The sequence below is a fragment of the Photobacterium sp. GB-1 genome, from assembly GCF_003026165.1.
Classification (GTDB): Bacteria; Pseudomonadota; Gammaproteobacteria; order Enterobacterales; family Vibrionaceae; genus Photobacterium.
The window spans coordinates 557,514-584,007 of sequence record NZ_PYOB01000001.1 but is presented as its reverse complement, the minus strand read 5'-3'; the positions used below and the strand labels follow the sequence as shown (position 1 = coordinate 584,007).

Below are 26,494 nucleotides of genomic sequence, written 5' to 3'. Positions count from 1 at the left end.
AAATGATAATTAGGTTAAAGTGCAAATAACTTTTACCTAACAGTAATAATGACTGTTATTGGTATCAAAATATAGGTAAGTAAGATGTTCCTATGGGAAGGCGTAACAGAATTTGTAGCTGTAGCTGAAACTGAAAGTTTTACAGCGGCATCTAAACGATTAAGTATTTCAACTGCGCAAGTGAGCCGACAAGTCAGTGCCTTAGAGAATCGACTTAATACGAAATTATTCTATCGTACTACGCGTAAGGTGTCATTGACCGAAGAAGGCAATGTGTATTACCAGCACTGTCGTCAAGTGATGGACGGTTTGGAAGAAGCTGAACGCGCATTAAGTAACTTACGTGGAACACCTCAAGGCTTAATTAAATTAACGGCTCCTGTCACCTACGGTGAAAAATATATCATGCCGTTAGTGAATGATTTCATGCTGCAATACCCAGAACTTGAAGTGGTTATTGATATGACCAATAGACAGGTTGATTTAGTTGAAGGTAGCTTTGACTTAGCGATTCGTCTTGGTCGTTTGACAAGCTCTTCAATGATGGCAAAACGTTTAACTTCTCGTACGATGTATGTTTGTGCGTCTCCTGATTATCTTGCAAGATTTGGTGTACCACATTCACTTTCTGAATTACGTCACCATAACTGCTTGATCGGAAACTATGATCATTGGCGTTTTCAAGAATCAGGCAAAGAGAAAAGTGTTAGAGTCTCTGGGAATTTAAACTGCAATAGTGGTTACGGTTTACGTGATGCGGTATTAAAAGGGATCGGTATAGCGCAGTTACCTGATTACTATATTGATAAAGATTTAGATTCGGGTGCCATTGTTCCTATTTTGACTAACTACCAAGAGCCAGATGAAGGGATTTGGGCGCTGTATCCACATAACCGTCACCTATCACCTAAAATAAGAATGCTGGTGGACTTTTTGGCCGAGAAATTACCGCGAATTAGCCATTACGACGTATAAGCTAAAATGTATTTTTGACTGAATATGTAAATGATGACGATACAAGTAGAACCAAACGACGAACACTTTATGCGCCGTGCGATAGAGCTCGCAGCCAAAGCAGAAGAAGAAGGTGAAGTACCTGTTGGGGCCGTTGTTGTTTATAACGGTCAAGTGGTGGGTGAGGGCTGGAACCGATCTATTGGTCAACATGATGCCACAGCGCATGCAGAAATAATGGCGTTGCGACAAGCGGGTAAAGTGCTAGAAAATTACCGTTTAATTGATACTACATTGTATGTCACTTTAGAGCCTTGCCCAATGTGTGCAGGAGCTATGGTGCATTGTCGTGTGGGAAAGGTCGTTTACGGTGCTGATGATCTAAAAACAGGGGCGGCTGGAAGTACCATGAATTTACTTAGCTATGATGGCGTCAATCATCATGTAGAGCAAACATCAGGCGTATTAGTCGAGGAATGTCGTGCTCAGCTACAAGCTTTTTTTAAACGTCGACGAGCAGAGAAAAAAGCGGCAAAGCTATTAGCTAAACAACAGATGGCGAATGATCAGTCGCTTTAACCTATCGCCTAACAACGGAAAAGAAAAAGCTCAGGGATAACCTGAGCTTTTTTGTTTTTAAATTTTATATTGTGGGCGATTTATTTTGAGGTCGAGACCGAAATCGCAGCTGAGGTTGCTGTCGCCTGAGAAGGGCTAGTTAGGGTGTTTCTTGCCGCTGATGAAGTTTGTATTAGTTTATTCGGTAATGTGATGGTCTGTAATCCATTAATAATCGTGACATCATCACCATCATAATTGTCGCTATGCGTCTGCTCAAAACCAATAATACTTTGGTAATAACGGCGGATCCCTTCAACATAGTTAACCGCTTCTGTACCGCGCGCATACCCATAGCGAGTTTGCGTGTAATACTTTCGCTGTTGTAATAGTGGCAAACGTTGCTTTACATCAGCCCATGTATTGGGATTACCATGTTGTGCTTTCGTTAGACGACGAGCATCCATCATATGACCGAATCCAATATTGTATGAGGCAAGAGCAAACCAAACTTTCTCGTGCTCATCAATACTGTCAGGCACACGGGCAACCATTTTTCTCAAATACTCGGTACCTCCACGAATACTTTGCTCTGGATTGAGGCGATCAGTAACACCAACAGATTTCGCAGTTGGATTGGTCAGCATCATCATGCCACGAACGCCTGTTGGAGAAACCGCTTGTGGATCCCAATGCGACTCTTGATAAGCAAGAGCGGCAATTAAACGCCAATCAAACTCGTTAGCATACTTTTTAAATAGCCCTTGCCACTTAGGCAATTTATTATCGAGTGCGCGTAAAAATGCACGAGTGTCAACGTAATCAAATTGTTCGACATGGCCGAAGTATTTCTCTTCTAGCTGTGCTAATTCACCGCTTTGTTTTATATGACCAAAAAATTCAATTAAGAGGGCATATAAGCTGTCATTGTTACTGTCTTTGACAAACCAGCTAATAGGTTCATCTTCAGTTAGTTCAAGTGCGATTGCTAATTCAGGATGAGTTCGTTGTAGTAGGGCAACATCAACAGAATCGGCAACGGTATAATCTAACTCGCCATTAGCGACTTTACGTAATAGGTCATCGATATCGGTTTCTTTGATCGATTGCCATGTTAGGTTGGGATATTTTTTCTTGAGCTCTTCTAATTTACGTTCATGACTAGAGCTAGCTACAACAGCTAACGAACGGTCAGTATTGGCTAATTCTTCAATATCGCGAGGGCGGCGTTTCCCTTTCTTATAAACAACCACTTGGCTGGCATAATAATAAGCAGGAGCAGGGTGAAAACCTTGCAAACGTTGAGGCGTTACCGTTAATCCTGCTGCAACAATATCAATATCGTCATTTTTTAAAGCAGGGAATAAGCCCGAGAGGGTAAACATGGTTTGCATTTCCAGCTTTACGCCTAGCTCTTTAGCAAAACGTTGAGCTAATTCATAATCTAGGCCTGTTGGTCCATCAGCCCCTATATAATAAGACAGCTGATTATTTAACGTACCTACACGTAATACACCGCTTTCACGAATGCGCTCTAAAGGATCAAGCGGTTTTTCTTGCCATTGGCAACCACTTAATAATAAAGCAAGCATTAATGATATGAGTACACGGTATATATTGGTAAGAGATTGAAGGTATATCAACAAAGCTAACCTAACTTAAAAATGAGCTGTCATTTATATCAAAGTGAACGGTAGTGGAAAAGCTGAACCCTGTCGTTGGATGTGTTAATTCACGGATTGAAACAAAAAAATAGTCTCCTTTTGTTTTATCGGTTAGTTTTTGCTCAAAAAATCGGGCTAATGTCAAAATTACTGATAAATTCAGGATGTTTGAAAAAAAAACACGCAAACGGTTGCGTCAGGTGTTACGTCACAAAAAAAAATCGCTTATACTGCGCGGGTGCGAAATCGATTATTCATCTATTTAGTCAATAATCAGGGATAAATCAGAGGTGACATTGACGTAATTACCCCATTTTTTGGGAGTTAGGCCAATATTACTTTTCTTTAACCGCTAATCGAGAGACGTTTGCACATGGAAATTTTGCGTGGTTCACCCGCACTGTCTGAGTTTCGCGTTAATAAGCTACTTGAGCGTTGCCGCGAATTCGATCTGCCTGTGTCAGGTATTTATGCTGAGTTTATGCACTTTGCTGATGTATCTGCTGCCCTTACTGCTGATGAGCATAGCAAACTAGCGAGTCTTTTAACTTACGGTCCAACGATTGCAGAGCACGAGCCTTGTGGCACCTTGCTACTTGTTACCCCTCGTCCGGGGACAATTTCTCCTTGGTCATCAAAATCGACCGATATTGCCCGTAATTGTGGCTTAAAATCAATTAAGCGTCTTGAACGTGGTACCGCATATTACATTGAATCAACTTGCGAGCTATCAGCATCACAATTAGCGCAAGTCAAAGCGTTAATCCACGATCGCATGATGGAAGTGATTGTTGGCGATTTTGAAGCTGCGGCTGCTTTATTCAAACAAGCAGAGCCAGCACCGGTGAAAAGCGTTGATATCCTTGCTGGTGGTCGCCAGGCATTAGAGCAAGCCAACCTTACGTTAGGACTTGCCTTAGCTGAAGATGAAATTGACTACTTAGTTGAGAACTTCACCAAACTAGGTCGAAATCCAAATGACATTGAGTTGATGATGTTTGCTCAGGCGAACTCAGAGCACTGTCGACATAAAATCTTTAATGCAGATTGGACTATTGATGGTGTTGATCAAGACAAGTCATTGTTCAAGATGATCAAAAATACCTATGAGCAAAACCATGAGCACGTATTGTCGGCGTATAAAGACAATGCAGCAGTAATGGAAGGCTCAAAAGTAGGGCGTTTCTTCCCCGATCCAGAATCTCGTCAATATAACTACCACCATGAAGATACTCATATCTTAATGAAGGTAGAAACGCATAACCACCCAACCGCTATTTCCCCATGGCCGGGCGCATCAACAGGTTCGGGCGGTGAAATTCGTGATGAAGGTGCAACGGGTATTGGCGGTAAACCTAAAGCAGGTTTAGTGGGCTTTACTGTCTCTAACCTTAAAGTTCCGGGGTTTGAACAACCTTGGGAAACTGATTTTGGTAAACCAGACCGCATTGTTACAGCGCTTGATATTATGCTTGAAGGCCCACTTGGCGGCGCGGCATTTAATAATGAATTTGGACGTCCAAACCTATTGGGTTACTTCCGTACTTACGAAGAAAAAGTGACGTCGCATGCCGGTGAAGAAGTACGTGGTTACCATAAGCCAATTATGATCGCGGGTGGTATGGGTAATATCCGTGCTGATCACGTACAGAAAAAAGAAATTCCAGTTGGCGCGAAGTTAATTGTTCTTGGCGGCCCTGCAATGAATATCGGTCTTGGCGGTGGTGCTGCTTCATCAATGGCATCAGGTCAATCGGCAGAAGATCTGGATTTTGCTTCTGTACAACGTGAAAACCCAGAAATGGAACGTCGCTGTCAGGAAGTGATTGATCGCTGTTGGCAGCTGGGTGACGCTAACCCAATTGCCTTTATTCACGATGTGGGCGCGGGTGGTATTTCAAACGCTTTACCTGAGTTGGTTGATGATGGCGAGCGTGGTGGTAAATTCCAACTTCGTGATGTTCCTAACGATGAACCAGGTATGAGCCCGCTAGAGATTTGGTGTAACGAATCTCAAGAGCGTTATGTTATGGCCGTTGCACCAGAACATATGGCGGTTTTCGATGCGATTTGTCAGCGTGAACGTGCGCCGTATGCCGTTGTGGGTGAAGCGACAGAAGAGCGTCATTTAACCTTAGAAGATAGCCATTTCGACGATACGCCAATTGATATGCCAATGGATATTCTATTGGGCAAAGCGCCGAAAATGCACCGTGATGTAAAATCACAAAAAGTAGAAGGCCAAGCGATTGACCGCAGTGGTATTGACTTAGTTGAAGCGACGCAGCGTATTCTCCGTCTGCCAGCTGTGGCTGAAAAAACCTTCCTTATTACAATTGGCGATCGCACAGTTACCGGCTTGGTTGCACGCGATCAAATGGTAGGTCCATGGCAAGTACCTGTTGCTAACTGTGCAGTTACTGCTGCTAGTTACGATACCTACCATGGTGAAGCGATGTCTATGGGTGAGCGTACACCTGTTGCATTACTCGATTTTGGCGCATCTGCACGCTTAGCTGTCGGTGAAGCGGTTACTAATATTGCGTGTAGCGATATTGGTGATATGAAGCGTATCAATCTTTCGGCTAACTGGATGTCACCAGCAGGTCACCCTGGCGAAGATGCTGGCTTATATGAAGCCGTGAAAGCGGTCGGTGAGGAGTTATGTCCAGCACTTGGTTTGACGATTCCTGTTGGTAAAGACTCAATGTCAATGAAAACCAAGTGGCAACAAGACGGTGAAGAGAAAGAAGTGACGTCTCCATTGTCGCTGATTATCACTGCATTTGGTCGTGTTGAAGATGTGCGTAAAACCGTGACACCTCAGCTGCGTACAGATAAAGGTGATACAAGCCTATTATTAGTCGATTTAGGTTGTGGTAAAAACCGCCTAGGTGCAACAGCACTGGCGCAGGTTTACAAGCAATTGGGTGATAAGCCTGCTGATGTAGATAGTCCTGAATTACTGAAAGGCTTCTTCTATGCAATGCAATCGTTAGTACGTGATGAAAAACTACTCGCTTACCACGACCGTGGTGATGGTGGTTTATACGTCACGCTAGCTGAAATGGCATTTGCAGGCCACACGGGTATTGAAGTTGATATTAATACTGGCAGTGAAGATGCAGTTGATGATGTATTAGCCTCGCTATTTAACGAAGAGTTAGGTGCCGTTATTCAAGTACGTACTGATGATCTTGATTTTGTTCAGTCGGTACTTGCAGCAAACGGTCTTGAAGCATGCAGCCATATTTTAGGTACTGTGGTTGAAGAAGATGTTGTTCGTATTTGGAATGGCAATGATTTAGTGCTAGAGCAAAACCGTACCGAACTTCGTGCTGTATGGGCTGAAACTACTTACCAAATGCAAGCGATGCGTGATAACCCAGCTGGCGCATTGCAAGAATTTGAAGCCAAGAAAGATACCCAAGATCCTGGTTTAAATGTCAAGCTGACGTTTGATATTAATGATGATGTAGCGGCTCCATTTATTGCCCCTGCGATTAATCTTGGCGCTAAACCGCAAATGGCGATTTTACGTGAGCAAGGGGTTAACTCTCACGTTGAAATGGCGGCAGCCTTTGATCGTGCAGGCTTTGATGCGAAAGATGTTCATATGAGTGACATTTTAGCGGGTAACGTGAAACTTGATGGTTTCAACGGCTTAGTTGCTTGTGGTGGTTTCTCTTACGGTGATGTATTAGGTGCGGGTGAAGGTTGGGCGAAGTCAGTATTGTTTAACAATATTGCGCGTGATCAATTTGAAGCTTTCTTTAACCGTAATGATACGTTGGCATTAGGTGTTTGTAACGGTTGTCAGATGATGTCTAACCTTCGTGACTTAATTCCAGGTGCTGATTTATGGCCGCGTTTTGTACGCAATGAATCTGAGCGTTTTGAAGCTCGTTTTAGCTTGGTTGAAGTACAACAAAGCCCATCATTATTCTTTAACGAAATGGCAGGCTCTCACATGCCAATTGCGGTATCTCATGGTGAAGGTCGTGTTGAAGTGCGTAATGCTGATCATCTTGCTGCATTAGAGCAAACCGATATTGTTGCACTACGATATATTGATAACTACGGTAAGCTAACAGAACAGTACCCTGCGAACCCTAATGGTTCACCAAACGGTATTACCAGTGTGACGACAACAGATGGCCGTGTAACCATCATGATGCCGCACCCTGAGCGTGTGTTTAGAACCGTTGCAAACTCATGGCACCCAGATGACTGGAGTGAAAATAGCCCATGGATGCGTATGTTTAGAAATGCGCGTGTTAATTTAGGTTAATAAAGAACAGCGTTGAAGAATCAAAAAACCGCCAGAAATGGCGGTTTTTTATTCTTCTTGTATAAAAATCACTTTTTCAACCCTTTAATTGATAATAATCACATTAAAAATTGAAAATAGACGGTTATAATTGGGGAATAAGATGTAATGGAATTTTTATTGCGATAAAGGATTATATATGGGAGAAGGTATTCCCAGAGTTTTACGTTTATGTATTGCATCCCAAATACTGGCAGTGCTGGTTGCGCTGAGCATTTTTCGTCAATTCGACCGATTTGACCAATTTTTTACTACCTCTCAAATAGTTATAGTGCCAAATATTATCGTTTTACTGGTCTTATTTTCTGGCGTGTTGGCAATTATTGGTTTACTAAAAGGCCAAAAATGGGGATTTCTTCCTCTGTATTTCTACATACCTGCTGCAACGATGTTTCTTAATATCAGTATTATTCCGATACTCCCCGAACTTGTCCCTAGTATTTATCGCAATCAGGTGATCTTAGGGCTAAATAGTGTAGTTTTAGTGTATTCAGTTTTTTTATTATTGCGTAGGATGGATCGAAACTTACTGCATGAAGTTTAAATAAATTTAAATTTGTCTGTAGGATCTGCGATAATGAGAGCAATTAAATCAATTGCTTGTAAGTAAAAATATTACTTCTGCTCAGTAAAGGATGATGAGAATGAAAAAAATTGAAGCGATAATTAAGCCATTTAAGCTTGATGACGTTCGTGAGGCATTAGCGGAAGTAGGTATTACTGGCATGACTGTGTCTGAAGTGAAAGGGTTTGGACGTCAGAAAGGCCATACCGAATTATACCGTGGCGCAGAATACATGGTCGATTTTTTACCTAAAGTGAAAATTGAAATTGTTGTCACTGATGAAGTAGCAGAGCAATGCATTGATACGATTGTTGAAACGGCACAAACAGGTAAGATTGGTGATGGTAAAATCTTCATGTTTGATATTGAACGTGTAGTGCGTATTCGTACCGGAGAAGAAGACGAAGACGCGATTTAAGTTGTATAAGAATACAAAAAAGGGGCATTACATTGACTGTAATGCTCCTTTTTTATTGCTAATTCACATCAGGGACCACAGGGTTATATCGGCCTGGTTTGTAGTTCATTGCAAGGACAATATTTAGGGTAATTGCACCAAGAATTGAAAGCAATAAAGTGGTTGGGGTAACAAAGAAAAAGGATGCAACCAAGATACAGATATCTATCGACATTTGGATTTTTCCTGCTGAAATACCAAATTTATCTTGAAGGAATAAAACCAGAACATTAAATCCACCAAGACTGGTGTGATGACGGAATAATATCAGCATACCAAGCCCCATCAATAAGCCACCAATCACTGCGCAGTAAATTGGATTAAGCCAACTGATAGCTAATACATGGTGAAGGTTATCCACCATAATAGAGACCAATGCACCAGATAAGACGCTGCTAATAGCAAAAGATTTGCCCATTCTAAACCATGCCATTAAATAAAACGGACAGTTCATTAAAAAATACAGCTTACCAAAAGAGATATCGACAAAATGGGTGAGTAGTAACGCGAGTCCTGTCGTGCCTCCCGTTAATAACTGGCTTTGCTGTAGAAAAAATATGCCCTGAGCAACAATAAATGTCCCCGTTAAAATAGCGATCATATTTTCATGAACAGGATGTTTAATACGACTCAATGGAACAACTCCTTGTAAATAATAAAGCCATAGTAAGAGGGAATAAGAATTTATAAAAGTTTACGTGTGAAAAGCACTTTTTAGCGTTGTAATTTATTTTTTACACTGTTGTAAATAATTTTATTGTTAAAATACTTGCCATCTATATTTGATTTAAAATCGAGCCATGAATCGTATATCAAGATGAAAATTATTCATGCTCTATTGAAAATAAACCGAGTTAATCATTAAGAAAAAGAACAATTAGGACTACCTGATTTAGATCAATTTATGTAAGATAGACGATAATTAACAAGCAAGACGAAAACGTTTGCGTCCACGTGGCGCCTAGCATTGCGATTTTTCAGTTTTTGCTCAAAATGGTATTTAACTTAGCTGAGTTAGGAGATACAGATGCTAAAGCGCGATATGAATATTGCTGATTATGATGCGGAACTATTTGCAGCCATTCAGGAAGAAACAGCTCGTCAGGAAGAACACATCGAGTTGATTGCTTCTGAAAACTACACAAGCCCACGTGTAATGGAAGCGCAAGGCTCTCAGCTAACAAACAAATATGCTGAAGGTTACCCAGGCAAGCGCTATTACGGTGGTTGTGAGTTTGTTGATAAAGCCGAGCAACTGGCTATCGACCGTGCTTGTCAGCTATTTGGTGCAGAATACGCGAACGTTCAGCCTCACTCAGGCTCACAAGCGAACAATGCTGTTTACATGGCACTTCTGAATGCTGGCGATACCGTACTAGGTATGAGTCTTGCTCACGGCGGTCACTTAACTCACGGTTCACCAGTAAACTTCTCTGGTAAGCTTTACAACGTGATCCCATACGGTATCGATGAAAGCGGTCAAATTGATTACGCTGAAGTTGAAGCGTTAGCGCTTGAGCATAAACCAAAGATGATCATCGGTGGTTTTTCAGCTTACTCTCAAATTGTTGATTGGAAACGCATGCGTGAAATCGCAGACAAAGTTGGCGCGTACTTCTTTGTGGATATGGCGCACGTAGCGGGTCTGATTGCAGCGGGTGTTTATCCTAACCCAGTTCCACATGCACATGTTGTTACAACAACAACGCACAAAACACTAGCAGGTCCTCGTGGTGGTCTTATCCTATCTAATGAAGGTGAAGATCTTTATAAGAAGCTGAACTCTGCAGTATTCCCTGGTGGTCAAGGTGGCCCTCTAATGCATGTTATTGCGGCAAAAGCAGTCGCATTTAAAGAAGCAATGGAGCCAGAATTTAAAGACTACCAAGCACGTGTTGTTGAAAACGCAAAAGTAATGGTAGGTGAATTCCTAGAGCGCGGTTACAAGATTGTTTCTGGTAGCACTGAAAACCACTTATTCCTTGTTGATTTGATCGATAAAGGTATCACTGGTAAAGAAGCCGATGCAGCACTAGGTGCCGCTAACATCACAGTTAACAAAAACAGTGTACCAAATGACCCACGTAGCCCATTTGTAACATCAGGGATCCGTGTTGGCACACCGTCTATTACTCGTCGTGGCTTTACTGCTGATGATGCGCGTCAACTTGCAGGTTGGATGTGTGATGTTTTAGATAATGTTGATAACGAAGAAGTTATTGCAGAAACAAAAGCAAAAGTTTTAGATATTTGTAAGCGTCTACCTGTTTACGCTTAATCTACTTAGATGCATTAAGTAACATAACTGTCGAGTTATGATGATAAAGGCTTACCACTAGGTAAGCCTTTTTTATATTTTGCGCTTTTTCGGAGTGAACAATAAACCGACTATTCGTGGCTTTTTAATCAAAATGAGTAGAAAAACAGGGTGAATATTCTCATTAACGGTTTTAAATGAGTTACACTGAAGCGATTAAATGTAGGAGGCTAAATGCATTGTCCTTTTTGCGGTGCGAATGACACCAAAGTAATCGATTCACGATTGGTTGCGGATGGCCACCAAGTGCGCCGACGCCGCCAATGTTTAGCTTGTAATGAACGTTATACGACCTTTGAAACGGCCGAATTGGTAATGCCTCGTGTGGTGAAAACCAATGGCAATCGTGATCCGTTTAATGAAGAAAAACTTCGAGGTGGTATTCAACGCGCATTAGAAAAACGTCCTGTGAGTACGGATGACATCGAGCGTGCGATTAATAATATAAAAACTCGTTTACGCGCAACTGGAGAGCGAGAAGTGCCTTCAGAGATGATCGGCAACTTAGTGATGGAAGCATTAAAAGAGCTCGATAAAGTCGCCTATATTCGCTTTGCATCGGTTTACCGTAGTTTTGAAGATATTCGTGAGTTTGGTGAAGAAATAGCCAAACTAGAACGTTAAGCTGAGTGTAATGTTTACTAACCTTGATACACGATTAATGCTACGCGCTATTCAGTTAGCTAAACGTGGTTGTTTTACAACAGCGCCAAACCCGAAGGTGGGTTGTGTTATTGCTAATGGCGATGAAATCCTTGGTGAAGGTTTTCATTTTCGCGCGGGAGAATCCCATGCGGAGGTGTTTGCATTAAAACAAGCAGGTGCGCGCGCGAAAGGTGCAACAGCCTATGTCACTTTAGAGCCCTGCTCTCATTACGGACGCACACCACCTTGCGCTGAAGCATTAATTAAATCAGGCGTAAGTAGAGTTATTTGTGCCATGGTTGATCCTAACCCGTTAGTGGCTGGACGTGGCGTTGAAATGTTGCAAAAAGCGGGGGTAGATGTGCAAGTAGGGCTTCTTAAAGAAGAGGCTCAAGCCATTAATAAAGCGTTCATTAAACAAATGACAACCAAGATGCCGTATGTTGAATTAAAACTGGCATCAAGTCTTGACGGTAAAACAGCGTTAGCGAACGGTGAAAGTAAATGGATCACTGGGCCTTATGCTCGTGCTGATGTTCAACGTCATCGTGCGCAAGCTGGTGCAATATTATCAACCAGTGCCACTGTTATCGCTGATGATCCATCACTGAATGTGCGTTGGAGTGAGTTGGGTACACAGATTCAAGATGAATATCCACAAGCAGATGTTCGTCAACCTATTCGCGTTATTATTGACAGCCAAAACCGATTAACCCCGGCATATCAGTTATTTCACCTTCCGGGAGAAACGATTTTGGCACGCGCAGAAATAGGTAATGAAGATTGGCCTGACTCCGTGTCTCAGTGGATAATTCCTACCCGAGAAAATAGCCAACAACTCGATCTCACATTACTCATGCGCAAGTTAGCAGAAAATGGCATAAACCATATTTGGGTTGAAGCTGGCGCTGGGCTTGCGGGTGGATTACTTGAAGCACAATTAGTTGATTGTTTGATTTTATATCAGGCCCCAAAATTAATGGGGGCTGATAGTCGTAGTTTAATGAATTTATCGCCATTAACCGCGATGGATCAAGTTATCGATCTGAATATTACAGATCTACGTATGGTTGATTGTGATGTAAAAATTACAGCCACCGTTAAACGCTGTTAATCAATAGAATAAAGAAGCAAGGACTCTCCATGTTCACCGGTATCATTGAAGCAATTGGAACCATTACCGCTTTAACACCTAAAGGCGCTGATATTTCTGTCACTGTCGACTCAGGCAATCTTGATCTGTCCGATGTTAAATTGGGTGACAGTATTGCGACAAATGGGGTGTGCTTAACTGTGGTTAAATTGACAGGTAAAGGCTATGTTGCTGATCTGTCATTAGAAACCTTAAAACGTACTGCTTTTGCTCATTATCAAGCTGGCCAGGTCGTCAACTTAGAAAAAGCGATGTTACCAACAACGCGTTTTGGTGGTCATATGGTGTCAGGTCATGTTGATGCTGTTGCTGAGATCATTGAACGTCACCATACGGGACGCGCTATTGAGTTTTGGGTAAAAGTACCCGCACATTTAGCGAAATATATCTCAGAAAAAGGCTCTGTTGCGGTTGATGGTATTAGCTTAACGGTGAATGAAATTAATGGTGATGAATTTAAGTTAACCATTGTTCCGCATACAGCATTAGAAACAACAATGGATGCATTCAAACCAGGCCGAATGATAAATCTTGAAGTGGATGTGATTGCCCGCTATTTAGAGCGTTTAATGTTGGGTGATAAAGCTGCAGATAAAAAACCGCAAGTCACAATGGATTTATTAGCGAGAACGGGTTTTCTTGGCTAAATATGATGATTAGCTAGTCAGCTAAGGTACATAAGAATTAAGGGTAGTGTTATGGCTTTAAGCAGCGCAAAAGAAATTATTGATGATATTCGTCAGGGCAAAATGGTTATTCTGATGGATGATGAAGATCGTGAAAATGAAGGCGATCTGATTATTGCATCTGAAAAAATTACACCTGAAGCTATTAATTTTATGGCGACCTATGGTCGTGGTCTAATTTGTCTGACACTGAGCAAAGCCCGTTGTCAAAAATTGAACTTGCCTTTAATGGTTCAAGAAAATACCGAACAGTTTGGCACACCTTTCACTGTTTCTATTGAAGCAGCTGAAGGGGTAACTACGGGTATTTCAGCCGCTGATCGTTCTCGCACAGTACAAGCAGCCGTTGCAGCAAATGCGACTGCAGCTGATATTGTTATGCCGGGCCATATCTTCCCATTAATGGCACAAGAAGGTGGCGTATTAACCCGCGCAGGTCACACTGAAGCAGGTTGTGATGTTGCGCGTTTAGCTGGCCTTGAGCCATCAAGTGTGATTGTTGAAATCCTAAATGAAGATGGCACGATGGCACGTCGCCCACAGCTTGAAGTGTTTGCGGAAAAACACGACCTTAAATTAGGTACAATTGCTGATCTGATTGAATACCGTAATAATCACGAAACCACGATTGAGCGTGTTGCTGAATGTCGATTACCAACAGAGTTCGGTGAGTTTGAGATGATCACTTACCGTGACAAGATTGATAACGAAGTGCACTATGCGCTGCGTAAAGGCGATATTAAAGAGGGTGAAGAAACACTTGTACGTGTTCACTTGCAAGATACATTTAAAGATATTCTGCAATCAGGTGCAACGCAATGGACGTTACCTGCAGCAATGAAGCGCATTAGCGAAGAAAATGGTGTATTGGTTATTTTAAGTAAACAAGAACCAACTGATGCCATTATTCATAAAGTGAAAAATATTGCGGCGGAAGAAGCAGGTCAACCTAAAGTGAAAGTGACACAGAAAGATCCGTCTCGCCAAGTTGGTGTTGGCTCACAAATTCTTTCTGATTTAGGCGTAAGCAAAATGCGTTTATTGTCATCAAGTACGCAACGTTATCATTCACTATCAGGCTTTGGTTTAGAAGTTGTTGAGTATATTTGTGATTAAATTCACCAAATGTTAGATGCTAGTGATAAAATAACTGATATCAGCGGTAGCTAAAGACAATTATTATTTTTAACTACCGTTTTCAATGCTGTTTATTGGTCGTATCAAGGACAGATAAGCAATAAATATTAACAAATCTGTTGAAACCGACGGTTGTCCATAGCAGAGATATTGCAAAGTGTGATAGACTCCCGCGGTTTCTCAAACCGGAAAGACATAGTCACAGGAAGGCCCATGAAGGTAATTGAAGGCGCCATCGCGGCACCAAACGCAAAAGTTGCTATCGTAATTGCACGCTTCAACAGCTTTATTAACGAAAGCTTACTTTCAGGTGCATTAGATGCGCTGAAACGTCAAGGACAGGTTAGCGAAGACAACATTACTGTTGTTCGTTGTCCAGGTGCTTACGAGCTACCACTTGTTGCTCAACAGGTTGCTAAAAGCGACCGTTATGATGCAATCGTTGCTTTAGGCTCAGTTATTCGTGGCGGTACACCGCACTTCGATTATGTTGCCGGTGAGTGTAATAAAGGTCTAGCACAAATCGCACTTGAGTATAATACTCCAGTTGCTTTTGGTGTTTTGACTGTAGATTCTATTGAACAAGCCATTGAGCGTGCCGGTACCAAGGCTGGTAATAAAGGGGCAGAGGCTGCACTAAGCGCGCTCGAAATGGTTAATGTCCTGTCCCAAATCGAATCCTAATAATGGGGGTTACTGTGAAACCAGCCGCACGTCGTAATGCACGTCAGTTTGCTGTACAAGCTATTTACTCTTGGCAACTTACGAAAGGTAATGTTGCTGATATTGAGCAACATTTTCTTTCTGGCGATAAGTTTGAAGAAGAAGAACATCAAGCTGATGCGCCAGTTCTTGCTGCACCACATACTGATGTTAGCTACTTCCGTGATCTGTTCACAGGCGTAGTACTAAGCCACCAAGAACTTGATAGCAAGATGCGTCCATACTTATCTCGTCCGCTACAGGATCTTGATCAGATGGAACTTGCGCTACTTCGTCTTGCAATGTACGAAATGGTTAAGCGTGAAGACGTACCATTTAAAGTTGTTATTAACGAAGCAATCGAATTAGCTAAGCTATTCGGTGCGGAAGATAGCCACAAGTTCGTTAATGGTGTACTTGATAAAGCTGCACCAACACTTCGTAAAGAAAAGTAATTTTCGAAGTAACGAAACTAGATAAAAGAAGTCAGCTTAGCTGGCTTTTTTTTTATCTATTGTGTTGATATGAAGCAATCGTAAAGATAAGGGCATTATAATGGTGGCTGATAATGGATGAGTTGAACGATTATGGCGCAAGGTGAATTTGATTTAATTGGGCGGTACTTTGCACACCAGAATGTTAAGCGAGAAGATGTTGATCTTGCGATTGGTGATGATTGCGCATTAGTTCGTGTTCCAGAAGGGTGTCAATTAGCGATCAGTACCGATTCGTTAGTTGCCGGCACGCATTTTCTGGAAGATGCTGATCCTAAATTAGTCGCACATAAAGCATTAGCCTCAAATTTAAGTGATCTAGCCGCCATGGGCGCAACGCCTGCTTGGGTTTCTTTGGCGTTAACACTACCGACGTTTGATGAGCATTGGCTAAATCAGTTTTGTGAGGGGTTCTTCCAATTAGCTGAGCAGTATAATGTTCAACTTATTGGTGGGGATACCACCAAAGGTCCTCTCAGTATTACTCTAACGGTTCAAGGGTTTGTTCCTAACGGGCAAGCATTGACACGTAGTGGTGCTAAGGTAGGTGATTCAATATATGTGACCGGTCAATTGGGTGATAGCGCAGCAGGTTTAGCGTTATTATTAACGGACAAACCATATCATGATCTTGCTCTGTCTTATGCCTTAAAAGAACGTCATTTTATGATGACACCGCAGGTAGAAGCAGGAATTGCATTGCGTGGTATTGCATCTGCTGCGTTAGATATTTCCGATGGTTTAATTGCAGATTTAGATCATATAGTTAAACGTTCAGGTGTCGGAGCTGAAATTTATATCGAGCAGCTTCCTTTATCTTCTGAGCTAATCGCCTATTGTTCGACACCAGAGCAAGCGCAGCAATTGGCATTAAGCAGCGGTGAAGAATACCAATTGTGTTTTACTGTACCGAAGCATCAATGTCTTGAAGTTGAATCTTTAATGATGGCAAAAGGTATTCAAGTGTCTCGTATTGGTCAGTTAACTCAATCTAGTGGTATTGTTTTATTACAACAAGGTGAGCCTATTGATTGGCAAGTGTCAGGGTGGGATCATTTTATGAGTTCAAATAAGTAAGGTATCAGCGTGTCTACAAATCCTAAAGATTTATTGAAAATGAGTAACCCTTGGCATTTATTAGCAACAGGGTTTGGTAGTGGTTTAGCGAAGTACGTGCCTGGCACGATGGGTACATTAGCTGCTGTTCCACTCTATTTACTGTTAGCACAGTTACCTTTTAGCTGGTACTTAGTTGTCGTGTTTATTGCTGCGTTGATTGGTATAAAAATTTGTACCATCACCTCTAACGATATGCAGGTACATGATCATGGCAGTATTGTGTGGGATGAATTTGTTGGTTTTTGGATCACAATGGCAATCGCCCCAGAAGCCACATGGCAGTGGGTATTAACGGGCTTTATTTTATTCCGTTTCTTCGACATGGTAAAACCATGGCCAATTAGCTGGCTAGATAAACATGTTAAAGGTGGCTTTGGCATTATGGTTGACGATATTCTTGCCGGTTTCATGGCAATGATTGCGTTATGGGTGGTTGGCTACTGGCTTGGTTTTTAGTTAAACCTAACGATCACATTATAAAATTGATTTAGAAGCTGCATTCGTGCAGCTTTTTTGTTTTTATCTCCTCAATTTTTACAAAATATAATGTGTCGCATTCCTAATAAAATCATTTATTTTTCATCATAAATCTGACGGTTTAACTAGTCTCAAATTATGTAGATAGAGAGAAGGGATTGCTCTATGAGTACCTATCTGAAAATAATCAGTGTTGGTTTATTAACCGTTGCTTCGATGGCTGATGGACAAGTTTATCCATCAACGGAAACGGCTTGGGTGTTAACGGGAAACTGGCAACAGCCAACCGCAATATCGGAATTAAATACGATTAAAGAAGTTAGGCGCTGGGAAGCGGATCATGCTGATGTTGTATTTGGTAGCTTACAAGATGTCGATTTAAATAAAAAGACCATTGCGATGGGTTATATCTACGTACACAAACTTGATTGTCGCCCAGATGAACAGCAAGGGTGGCTTCACCGCCATGCTTACCTGAATGGGCACGATCCTGAAAAGGGCTACATGCATTATAAAAATGATACCCAACTTACAGTTCCTGATCAAAGCCAAGGGTTAGATTACCTATTAAATGGCGAATCGATGTTAAGTATTCTTATTCGAAATAATGACTTCTTGACTGCGCGTTTTCCTTTAACCGTTAATGATAATGAACAAATTATTTTTCATGCTGCTTACCCGTTTGAAAATATCATCATTGATAGTAATCAGCATCCTGAATTACGGATCACGAGAGTAAATGATGATGGTGATATTGGTGGTTTAGAAAAAGCAGATGTACATTGGATTCAACGAGAAGGTAAATGGTTTGGTCATATTAACCAGCGCTGGTTACCGACAAACGCTAGGTTCCAAGGACGTGAGCTGAATACTGGAAATAAGGCATTAAAGGCGGGGTATCGTAGTTGGGTAGTCGTTTTAAACTGGAAGAGCAAGGCGGAAGTGAAAGGCGTTAATATTGAGCCTTGGTTATCCGTTGTGAATACATCTGGTCAGCAATCCACAGCGACGATGTTGTTTCCTGGTTGGGATCCTAAAAACGATCCTAATAGTGATGGTTATGTTGATGATGATGAGTTTTTAGTAAGAGCTAATCAAGCGGCAAGTGCGAGGTTTAAACATCAAGCTAGAGTGATCCCTACTGGAAAAATGTGGGCGGGTAGTTGTTGGTATCGGACTAATTTTAATGATGATTCTTTTAATCAAAATCATGCGAATTGGTATAAATATGATTGGAAACGTCAAGGTTTAACCGGCGCTTACAATGATGATATGGCCAAATTGTTCAGTACCAACCAATTTAATGTTCAATTTGGCGGACAAATATTAGAAGCGCCGATTCGAGCTGGCACCTCAAAAGCGGCGGGATATTATGCAGCGAAAATGTCTGATTTTCTTGATTTAGTTAAATCGACTACGGGCAGTCAGTGGCTATCTGCTAATATTTCTGAGCTTAATTTGTGGGAATACCCTGATTGGCCAAAGCAATTAAGGGGGGTGGTGGATGTTTGGTTACGAGAGCATTATTTAAGCCCTGCAATTGGCTTAGAGCGATTACAATCCTATTGGGACAGCTATGCGTTAGCAGCACTCGGCGATAAAAGCTTAATAATGACCACAACTCGCGGTGGCAAAAGCCAACAAACACCATTAATTCAGCAAGCATGGGAAGACGATATCTATACCGGATTAGCCCTGTACTATCTGTTTAATATTCCCAATAAAACCTACTACCACAGCTGGAATCAAACCTTTATTTATGGCAGTAATAACACCCATGCCGATCCGAAACAGCTAAATAAAACCATTTGGTATCGTACTGGAGAGCCTAAGAATTGGGCGTATCAGCCCCAAAAGTTATTATCGGTTGATATAGGTAAACCAACGGCCATACCTAACGGCTTTGAAGCGGTTAAATGGCTATCTAAAACAGGAAAAGTAGCAACGGATGAGACAAAGTTTGGGGATATTGCATTAGAGCCTGCGAATTGGTTTTGGTTATATCGAACAGGGTGGTTTGACGATGTTCCTAAAGATGGGGTTATCGCGCGGCAATATACGCAAGGGTTAGTGCTATATCGCGGTTCTAAATACCGTAATCACGCTGAATTTTATCAAGTTGATTCGATACGTGTACCATTATCTGGCCTGTATCAAAAAGTAAATTACGATGGTTCACTCGGTGAGCCGACACAGTATGTTGAAGTCAATGGCTATGAGGGTGTGATTTTAAAGAAAGTTGAGAAGGGCTGAGATGAACAATAAACGTAAGGCTAATAAAGAAAAAGGTTTTCCTGCTTAATAACAGAGAAAACCTTTTTCATAGTGCTTATTTGAACGGTGAAATTACTTAGCTAAATAAGTGCGAATTTGCTTTTCGATACCCGCACCATCAATTTCTAACATTTCATGCAGTTCAGCTTGTGTTCCTTGTTCAATGAATCGATCAGGCAAACCAATATTCAGTACTGGTTTCAGTGTCTTCTCTTTCATTAAAAATTCAATAACGCCGCTACCCGCACCGCCAGCAATCGCATTTTCTTCAACAGTTACAAGAACATCATGAGTTTTTGCTAATTCAAGTACTAAGGCTTCATCAAGCGGTTTCACAAAGCGCATGTCAGCAACAGTCGCATTTAAATTTTCTGCTGCTTCTAATGCATAGCCGAGCATGCTGCCAAAGTTTAAAATTGCGATTTTTTCACCTTCACGGCGAATGATACCTTTACCGATTTCAAGCTCTGTCATTGTAGGATCGACATCGACCTCCATACCGCAACCACGAGGGTAACGGACCGCACTTGGTCCTTGGTATTGGTGACCAGTATAGAGCATTTGACGACATTCATTTTCGTCACTCGGTGCCATAATCACCATGTTAGGAATACAGCGCATAAAGCTAATATCAAATGCACCTTGGTGGGTTTGACCATCAGCACCGACTAAGCCTGCACGATCAATGGCAAACATCACAGGAAGATCCATGATAGCAACATCATGAATTAATTGATCATATCCACGTTGAAGGAAAGTTGAGTAGATAGCGACAATAGGATGATAACCACCAATTGCCATGCCCGTTGCCAGTGTCACCGCGTGTTGTTCTGCAATCGCCACATCAAAGTATTGATCTGGGAACTCTTTAGAAAAGCGCACCATACCTGAGCCTTCACGCATAGCCGGTGTGATAGCCATCAATTTGTCATCAATAGCTGCCATATCACATAGCCAATCACCGAAAATCTTAGAAAACGTCGGACTTGCATCCTTCGCTTTGGGTAATGGTTTCTGGCTTAAATCAAATTTAGGAACGGCATGGTAATTAATTGGATCCGCTTCAGCTGGCGCATAACCTTTGCCTTTTTTCGTCATAATATGAAGAAATTGTGGGCCTTTTAGGTTACGCATGTTTTTCAGTGTCTTAACAAGCTCATGCACATCGTGGCCATCAACAGGGCCAATGTAATTAAAGCCTAACTCCTCAAACATAGTGCTTGGCACAACCATGCCTTTGATATGCTCTTCTGCACGTTTTACCATTTCTTTGATAGGAGGCGCATTGGATAGGACTTTCTTACCACCTTCGCGAATAGAGGTATAGAAATTACCCGATAGTAAATGGGCTAAATGATTATTTAACGCGCCGACATTTTCAGAAATCGACATTTCATTGTCATTTAAGATAACTAGCATATCGCTGTGAACATCACCAGCATGGTTCATCGCTTCAAACGCCATGCCTGCGGTGATAGCGCCATCGCCAATAATGCTAACAACTTTGCGATTTAGGCCTTCTTTTTCTGCTGCAATCGCGAGACCTAGACCTGCACTAATGGAAGTTGATGAGTGGCCAACCGAAAGTGTGTCGTACTCACTTTCACCGCGCCATGGGAATGGGTGCAAACCGCCTTTTTGGCGAATGGTTGCCATATCATCACGACGTCCTGTTAAAATTTTATGTGGGTAGGCTTGATGGCCAACATCCCATATAACTTTATCAAAAGGCGTATTGTAGACGTAGTGAAGCGCAACGGTAAGCTCGACTGTACCGAGTCCGGAGGCAAAGTGGCCGCTGGTCTGACTCACAGATTTCAACAAATAGGTACGAAGTTCATCGCATACTTGTGGAAGGCTTTCAGCTGGCAATAATCGTAATTCATCAGGCGTGTTTGCGAGGGCCAGATGAGGGTATTTTGAGATATCCAAAGTCATAACAGTGTCGGCGCTTATACTGATTTAGCTTTTGCGTTCGATAATATATCGGGCAAAAACTTCTAATTGGGATGTATTGTAGGGTATAGCCGCTAATGCTTGTAGTGCTTCTTGATAAAGTAGTTGTGCTTTTTCTTGTGCACCATCTAAGCCAAGCAAGGCAGGATAAGTACTTTTATCCAAGGCAAGATCAGAACCTTGTGGTTTACCTAAGGTTTCGGTATCACTGATCACATCTAAAATGTCATCTTGCACTTGGAATGCAAGGCCAATAGCTTCTGCATATTTATCAAGTTGCGGCAAAATTGCTACGCCTTTATCACCAGCAGCTAATGCTCCTAAGCGGACGGCACAGCGAATCAAAGCCCCTGTTTTGTGTCGGTGGATTAATTCTAGTTGTTCTAATCCAACATGTTTACCTTCAGCATCAAGATCTAAGGCTTGCCCTAGACACATTCCGGCAGCGCCTGATGCTTTTGCAAGCTCACTTACCATAGCAATACGTTGGGTGTTGCCATCTTGGCTCAATTGTCCATTCGCCAAAATATCAAAAGCCAGTGTTTGTAGTGCGTCACCCGCAAGAATGGCAATGGCTTCATCAAACGCAATATGACAAGTGGGTTGACCACGACGTAATGCGTCATCATCCATCGCAGGTAAATCATCATGGATTAATGAGTACGCATGAATACACTCAACCGCAGCGGCTGGCGTGTCAAGATAGTCCTGAGTTACCCCTAACATTTCACCGGTTACATAGGTTAGAAAAGGACGCGCACGTTTGCCACCCAGCAGTGTTCCGTATTGCATGGCTTTAAGTAGGGCTTTATCTGCAAATGGTTGAGTTGATAACCAGTTTGCCAATACGTCATTACTACGTTGTTGATAGCACTTAAGGGATAGCGATAAAGAAGAACTATTGGTCATGGCTTGGTTCAAAATCAGTCAGTGGAGCTTCATCATCTGCCTGAAGCAAAATTTCTACACGTTGCTCAGCTTGTGTCAGCTTTTGTTGGCTGCTGCGAGCAAGAGAAATACCTCGTTCGAATTTTTTTAGCGCATCTTCCAGTGGGATATCGCCAGATTCTAGTTCATTGACAATGGCATCTAGCTCATCAAGGGCGGCTTCGAATGCCATATTTTCTGGTTTTTTTGCTGCCATATCATTTTCACTCTTATCTAAGTGCACGAAAAATAACGTAGAGAATTACTGGGGTCAAATTATGTCACAGGAATCTGTGTCGCTGACAGTAATTTTAATAAATAGTCTTCATTAATTGGTTAATAAAAAGCTAAATGAAAAGCTGAATTGGTCGATAAAGAGTTACTTTGCTGATGACATTCATCATTTAATGCTAAGAAATGCCTTGGCGAAATAGTGAATATGGCGGTGGCTTTAAAGTTTTGGCTGTCTTTAGAGCGTATTATCTCAGTGATAGATTCAGATGTGTTGATTGATGTTCAATAAACGCAAGCCATTATTTTTACCTAGCAAAAGAGGATCATGCTTTGGATTTGGCGACGCTTATAGGATTGCTTGGTGCATTCGCATTCATTGTTATGGCTATGCTGCTCGGCGGCGATCTGGTTATGTTTTACGATACATCATCGATTTTGATTGTATTAGGCGGCAGTACTTTTGTTGTGTTAATGAAATACAACATTGGGCAATTTTTTGGTGCTGCAAAAATCGCCATTAAAGCCTTTATGTTTAAGACTGATAATCCAGAAGAGTTAATTGCCAAAATTGTAGAAATGGCTGATGCGGCGCGTAAAGGTGGATTTTTAGCATTAGAAGAGATGGAAATTACGAATCCTTTTATGCGTAAAGGCATTGATATGCTGGTGGATGGCCATGATGCTGATGTGGTTCGCGTCACGCTACAAAAAGATATTTCATTAACCAATGAACGTCATGAACAAGGGGTAGGGATCTTCTCCTCCTTTGGTGATGTTGCGCCTGCTATGGGAATGATAGGTACGCTTATTGGCTTGGTTGCCATGCTTTCTAACATGGATGATCCGAAAGCTATTGGTCCTGCAATGGCCGTTGCCTTATTAACGACGCTATATGGCTCGATGTTGGCAAACATGGTAGCGATACCTATCGCGGATAAATTAACCTTGCGTAAAGAGCAAGAGCGTTTAAATAAGCGTTTAATCTTAGATGGCGTGCTGGCAATTCAGGATGGGCAGAATCCACGAGTGATTGATGGTTATTTGAAAAACTACCTTCATGAGAAGAAACGTAGTGTGATCCTTGACGAGTAAGAGACAGTTTTATGGAAGAGCAATCTTGTAAATGTAAAAAAGGTGCGCCTCCATGGATGGCGACCTTTGCTGATCTTGCCACACTATTAATGTGTTTCTTTGTGTTACTACTTTCTTTTTCTGAAATGGATGTACTGAAATTTAAGCAAATTGCAGGTTCAATGAAATACGCTTTCGGGGTGCAAAATATGCTTGAAGTTAATGATATCCCTAAAGGTACGAGTGTTATTGCGCAAGAGTTTAGGCCAGGCCGGCCTGAGCCAACGCCAATCGAAGTGATTATGCAACAAACGATTGATATGACGCAGCGTTCATTAGATTTTCACGAAGGCGAGTCTGATCGAGCTGGGGGCACACAACGTGATGCGGGTAAACTAACAGGTGGACAAAGTAAAAAAACGGCGACACAAAATAATGAAAATGACGAATCTGAAGCCGATCAAATACAAGAGAAACTAAAAGAGATACTGACTAAAGCATTAGAACGTGAGATCAGTGACAAAATTATAGAAATTGAGAATCTTGGCCAGCAGTTGGTAATTCGTATTCGTGAAAAAGGTTCGTTCCCAGAAGGTTCGGCGTTTTTACAACCTAAATTTAAGCCATTAGTACGCCAAGTTGCGATGCTCGTTAAAGATGTGCCGGGCATTATTCGAGTTACGGGACATACCGCGAGTGATAAATTGGATTCAGAGTTATACCGTTCTAATTGGGATTTATCAGCGCAGCGGGCAGTGTCAGTAGCGCAAGAAATGGAAAAAGTAGAAGGGTTTGATCATACAAAAATGCGGGTGGTTGGATTGGCAGATACTCAGCCAATTGCTGATAACAAAACTCGAGAAGGGCAAGCTAAAAACCGTCGAGTGGAAATATCTATCATGCAAGGTAAACCGCATTTTAGTGATGAGATCAGCAGTAACTTTAGTGCTCAATAGATTGTAGTACTTAAGGTTATTACCATAATGGCAGCGCTAGCGCTGCCATTTTTATTGGGGCAAATAGAGTGGCTGTTTATCAAGAGCTTAAGATATTTACGCTGAATTTCGTCGATGAGAGTTGCTGGCAGAGATGATCATGACTAAGGTAAATATAATTGAAAGCCAATAACATGCGGTAAGTCTAATCGAAGATAACGTCGTGAGTTTTCATATCTTTGTTTCAGTGGTCGGTAGCTTGCTGTATAATTCGCGCCTTTAATTCCGTTTGGTACTCTCTGTCAATTTTCACGATATGATCTGTTAAAAATCATCCGTTAATGAATTGATTCTGTACTGTAAGCCCTGTGAAGCGAAGCGTGTTATGAAATTTATTGTTAAGCCACACCCAGAGATTTTTGTTAAAAGTGATTCAGTGCGTAAGCGTTTTATCAAAATTCTTGAGTCTAATTTACGCATCATCTTAAAGCGCCAGTCAGAGTCTGTTAGCGTTTATAACCGCCGTTTTTCATTGGAAATTAATGAATCTGATGAATCAAAGCGCGATATGATTTTAGCGATTCTGACGCAGACACCTGGTATTCACCATACCCTTGAAGTACAGCAAACGGAATTTACTGATCTTCATAATGTTTTTGAGCAAACATTAGCGCTTGTTGGCCCTGAGCTGGAAGGTAAAACATTCTGTGTTCGTGCTAAGCGTGTTGGTAAGCATGATTTTACTTCGATTGAAGCTGAGCGTTATGTCGGTGGTGGTCTTAATCAAGCTATCGAGTCTGCAAAAGTAAGACTGAAAAAGCCTGATGTGACAGTTAACATTGAAATTGAACATAACCTATTGAACCTTGTATTATTCCGTCATAAAGGTTTAGGCGGTTTCCCGCTAGGTACACAAGAAGATGTATTAAGTTTAATTTCTGGTGGTTTTGATTCTGGTGTTTCAAGCTACTTGCATATCAAACGTGGTAGTAAAGTCCATTACTGTTTCTTTAATTTAGGTGGTCCTGCACACGAGATCGGTGTTAAGCAGGTTGCGCATTATATTTGGAACAAGTTTGGTTCTTCAGCAAAAGTTAAATTTATCGCGATTGATTTTGAACCTGTTGTTGGTGAGATTTTAGAGAAAGTCGACGATGGTCAAATGGGCGTTATCCTTAAGCGTATGTTTATGCGTGCTGCGGGTAAAGTTGCTGATAAATTCGGTATCGAAGCATTAGTAACGGGTGAAGCGCTAGGTCAGGTTTCAAGCCAAACATTAACTAACCTTCGTCATATTGACGGCGTAACAGATAGCCTAATTCTTCGTCCACTGATTAACTGGGATAAAGAAGATATCATCAATGTTGCACGTGAAATCGGCACTGAAGACTTTGCGAAAACCATGCCTGAGTTCTGTGGCGTGATTTCTAAGAGCCCAACAGTAAAAGCGGTCAAAGCGAAGCTTGAAATTGAAGAAGACAAATTTGATTTCTCTATTCTTGATCGTGTTGTTGATGAGGCGCGTGTGATGGATATTCGTGACATCGAAAAGCAAAGCCAAGAACAAGCTCCTGAAGTTGAATTAGTTGAGCAGGTCGCTGGTGATGCCATTGTACTTGATATTCGTAGCCCAGATGAAGAAGATGAAAGCCCATTAGAGCTTGAAGGTATCGAAGTTAAGCATTTACCTTTCTATAAGCTAGCAACGCAGTTCGGTGACTTACCGCAAGATAAGACGTACCTTCTGTACTGTGATCGTGGTGTGATGAGCCGCCTTCAGGCGCTGTACCTAAAAGAGAATGGTTTCGAGAACGTAAAAGTTTACCGTCCTTTATAATC

23 protein-coding genes are annotated in these 26,494 nt (G+C 41.7%); 18 read left to right on the top strand and 5 right to left on the bottom strand.

Translation table 11 applies throughout. The features are described from left to right. Nucleotides 1–84 precede the first annotated feature (84 nt). The gene (locus C9J45_RS02580; RefSeq protein ID WP_107205406.1) at nucleotides 85–975 is read left to right on the top strand and encodes a LysR substrate-binding domain-containing protein; all 891 of its coding nucleotides are present in this window, start codon (nucleotides 85–87) and stop codon (nucleotides 973–975) included. Nucleotides 976–1,005: 30 nt separating this feature from the next. After that, nucleotides 1,006–1,533, top strand: a complete 528-nt coding sequence (tadA, locus tag C9J45_RS02575; RefSeq protein ID WP_107205407.1) for a tRNA adenosine(34) deaminase TadA — start codon at nucleotides 1,006–1,008, stop codon at nucleotides 1,531–1,533. An 80-nt stretch (nucleotides 1,534–1,613) separates the two neighbouring features. Here the strand turns inward: tadA and mltF are convergent, their stop codons facing one another. Continuing rightward, nucleotides 1,614–3,104 (bottom strand): membrane-bound lytic murein transglycosylase MltF, encoded by a 1,491-nt coding sequence (gene mltF / locus C9J45_RS02570; protein ID WP_107245682.1) that lies wholly within the window; start codon nucleotides 3,102–3,104, stop codon nucleotides 1,614–1,616. A gap of 445 nt (nucleotides 3,105–3,549) precedes the next feature. On the opposite strand from mltF, the gene purL reads away from it, so the two are divergent. The 3 genes from purL (at nucleotide 3,550) to glnB (ending at nucleotide 8,489) form a co-directional block, all read left to right on the top strand. Then, the gene (gene purL / locus C9J45_RS02565) at nucleotides 3,550–7,467 is read left to right on the top strand and encodes a phosphoribosylformylglycinamidine synthase (protein WP_107287228.1); all 3,918 of its coding nucleotides are present in this window, start codon (nucleotides 3,550–3,552) and stop codon (nucleotides 7,465–7,467) included. 178 nt (nucleotides 7,468–7,645) lie between these two features. After that, nucleotides 7,646–8,050, top strand: coding sequence for a hypothetical protein (locus C9J45_RS02560; RefSeq protein WP_107205410.1), 405 nt, complete (start codon nucleotides 7,646–7,648; stop codon nucleotides 8,048–8,050). 100 nt (nucleotides 8,051–8,150) lie between these two features. Further along, complete coding sequence (gene glnB, locus C9J45_RS02555; RefSeq protein ID WP_006646656.1) at nucleotides 8,151–8,489, top strand: nitrogen regulatory protein P-II; 339 nt, start codon at nucleotides 8,151–8,153, stop codon at nucleotides 8,487–8,489. Nucleotides 8,490–8,547: 58 nt separating this feature from the next. Here glnB and C9J45_RS02550 read toward each other — a convergent pair whose 3' ends face one another. Further along, nucleotides 8,548–9,162 carry a YitT family protein gene (locus tag C9J45_RS02550; protein ID WP_107205411.1) on the bottom strand — a complete coding sequence of 205 codons (615 nt, stop codon included), beginning with the start codon at nucleotides 9,160–9,162 and terminating at the stop codon, nucleotides 8,548–8,550. 393 nt (nucleotides 9,163–9,555) lie between these two features. Here C9J45_RS02550 and glyA point away from each other — a divergent pair, with 393 nt between their 5' ends. The 10 genes from glyA (at nucleotide 9,556) to C9J45_RS02500 (ending at nucleotide 19,511) form a co-directional block, all read left to right on the top strand. Then, nucleotides 9,556–10,806 (top strand): serine hydroxymethyltransferase, encoded by a 1,251-nt coding sequence (glyA, locus tag C9J45_RS02545; RefSeq protein ID WP_107205412.1) that lies wholly within the window; start codon nucleotides 9,556–9,558, stop codon nucleotides 10,804–10,806. A 213-nt stretch (nucleotides 10,807–11,019) separates the two neighbouring features. Next, nucleotides 11,020–11,469, top strand: a complete 450-nt coding sequence (gene nrdR, locus C9J45_RS02540) for a transcriptional regulator NrdR (RefSeq protein WP_107205413.1) — start codon at nucleotides 11,020–11,022, stop codon at nucleotides 11,467–11,469. Nucleotides 11,470–11,479: 10 nt separating this feature from the next. After that, nucleotides 11,480–12,604 carry a bifunctional diaminohydroxyphosphoribosylaminopyrimidine deaminase/5-amino-6-(5-phosphoribosylamino)uracil reductase RibD gene (ribD, locus tag C9J45_RS02535; RefSeq protein WP_107290603.1) on the top strand — a complete coding sequence of 375 codons (1,125 nt, stop codon included), beginning with the start codon at nucleotides 11,480–11,482 and terminating at the stop codon, nucleotides 12,602–12,604. Between the two features lie 29 nt (nucleotides 12,605–12,633). Next, complete coding sequence (locus C9J45_RS02530) at nucleotides 12,634–13,290, top strand: riboflavin synthase (RefSeq protein ID WP_105060781.1); 657 nt, start codon at nucleotides 12,634–12,636, stop codon at nucleotides 13,288–13,290. Between the two features lie 51 nt (nucleotides 13,291–13,341). Beyond that, nucleotides 13,342–14,445 carry a bifunctional 3,4-dihydroxy-2-butanone-4-phosphate synthase/GTP cyclohydrolase II gene (ribBA, locus tag C9J45_RS02525; RefSeq protein WP_107292110.1) on the top strand — a complete coding sequence of 368 codons (1,104 nt, stop codon included), beginning with the start codon at nucleotides 13,342–13,344 and terminating at the stop codon, nucleotides 14,443–14,445. Between the two features lie 234 nt (nucleotides 14,446–14,679). Beyond that, complete coding sequence (ribE, locus tag C9J45_RS02520; protein WP_006646664.1) at nucleotides 14,680–15,150, top strand: 6,7-dimethyl-8-ribityllumazine synthase; 471 nt, start codon at nucleotides 14,680–14,682, stop codon at nucleotides 15,148–15,150. Between the two features lie 2 nt (nucleotides 15,151–15,152). Further along, nucleotides 15,153–15,623, top strand: a complete 471-nt coding sequence (gene nusB / locus C9J45_RS02515) for a transcription antitermination factor NusB (protein ID WP_005370080.1) — start codon at nucleotides 15,153–15,155, stop codon at nucleotides 15,621–15,623. Nucleotides 15,624–15,755: 132 nt separating this feature from the next. Then, nucleotides 15,756–16,739, top strand: coding sequence for a thiamine-phosphate kinase (gene thiL, locus C9J45_RS02510; protein WP_107292109.1), 984 nt, complete (start codon nucleotides 15,756–15,758; stop codon nucleotides 16,737–16,739). A gap of 9 nt (nucleotides 16,740–16,748) precedes the next feature. Next, nucleotides 16,749–17,237 carry a phosphatidylglycerophosphatase A gene (gene pgpA / locus C9J45_RS02505; protein WP_107205417.1) on the top strand — a complete coding sequence of 163 codons (489 nt, stop codon included), beginning with the start codon at nucleotides 16,749–16,751 and terminating at the stop codon, nucleotides 17,235–17,237. A gap of 186 nt (nucleotides 17,238–17,423) precedes the next feature. Further along, nucleotides 17,424–19,511: a hypothetical protein gene (locus tag C9J45_RS02500; protein WP_107292108.1), complete on the top strand. Its 2,088-nt coding sequence runs from the start codon at nucleotides 17,424–17,426 to the stop codon at nucleotides 19,509–19,511. Between the two features lie 93 nt (nucleotides 19,512–19,604). On the opposite strand, the gene dxs is transcribed toward C9J45_RS02500, so the two are convergent. Genes dxs through xseB form a run of 3 tightly spaced genes read right to left on the bottom strand, consistent with a single transcriptional unit; the run spans nucleotide 19,605 to nucleotide 22,632 of the window. Then, a complete protein-coding gene (gene dxs, locus C9J45_RS02495) occupies nucleotides 19,605–21,470 on the bottom strand; it encodes a 1-deoxy-D-xylulose-5-phosphate synthase (RefSeq protein ID WP_107205419.1) in 1,866 nt (621 codons plus the stop codon). A gap of 24 nt (nucleotides 21,471–21,494) precedes the next feature. Beyond that, the gene (gene ispA / locus C9J45_RS02490; RefSeq protein WP_107205420.1) at nucleotides 21,495–22,397 is read right to left on the bottom strand and encodes a (2E,6E)-farnesyl diphosphate synthase; all 903 of its coding nucleotides are present in this window, start codon (nucleotides 22,395–22,397) and stop codon (nucleotides 21,495–21,497) included. Further along, complete coding sequence (gene xseB / locus C9J45_RS02485; protein ID WP_005370105.1) at nucleotides 22,387–22,632, bottom strand: exodeoxyribonuclease VII small subunit; 246 nt, start codon at nucleotides 22,630–22,632, stop codon at nucleotides 22,387–22,389. Before xseB ends, ispA begins: the two co-directional genes overlap by 11 nt. A 347-nt stretch (nucleotides 22,633–22,979) precedes the next feature. On the opposite strand from xseB, the gene pomA reads away from it, so the two are divergent. The 3 genes from pomA to thiI all read left to right on the top strand — a co-directional run bounded on the left by pomA (nucleotide 22,980) and on the right by thiI (nucleotide 26,492). Further along, the gene (pomA, locus tag C9J45_RS02480) at nucleotides 22,980–23,741 is read left to right on the top strand and encodes a flagellar motor protein PomA (RefSeq protein WP_107205421.1); all 762 of its coding nucleotides are present in this window, start codon (nucleotides 22,980–22,982) and stop codon (nucleotides 23,739–23,741) included. Nucleotides 23,742–23,752: 11 nt separating this feature from the next. Next, nucleotides 23,753–24,676 carry a flagellar motor protein MotB gene (locus C9J45_RS02475; protein ID WP_107205422.1) on the top strand — a complete coding sequence of 308 codons (924 nt, stop codon included), beginning with the start codon at nucleotides 23,753–23,755 and terminating at the stop codon, nucleotides 24,674–24,676. Nucleotides 24,677–25,040: 364 nt separating this feature from the next. Next, a complete protein-coding gene (gene thiI / locus C9J45_RS02470) occupies nucleotides 25,041–26,492 on the top strand; it encodes a tRNA uracil 4-sulfurtransferase ThiI (protein ID WP_107205423.1) in 1,452 nt (483 codons plus the stop codon). Nucleotides 26,493–26,494 lie beyond the last annotated feature (2 nt).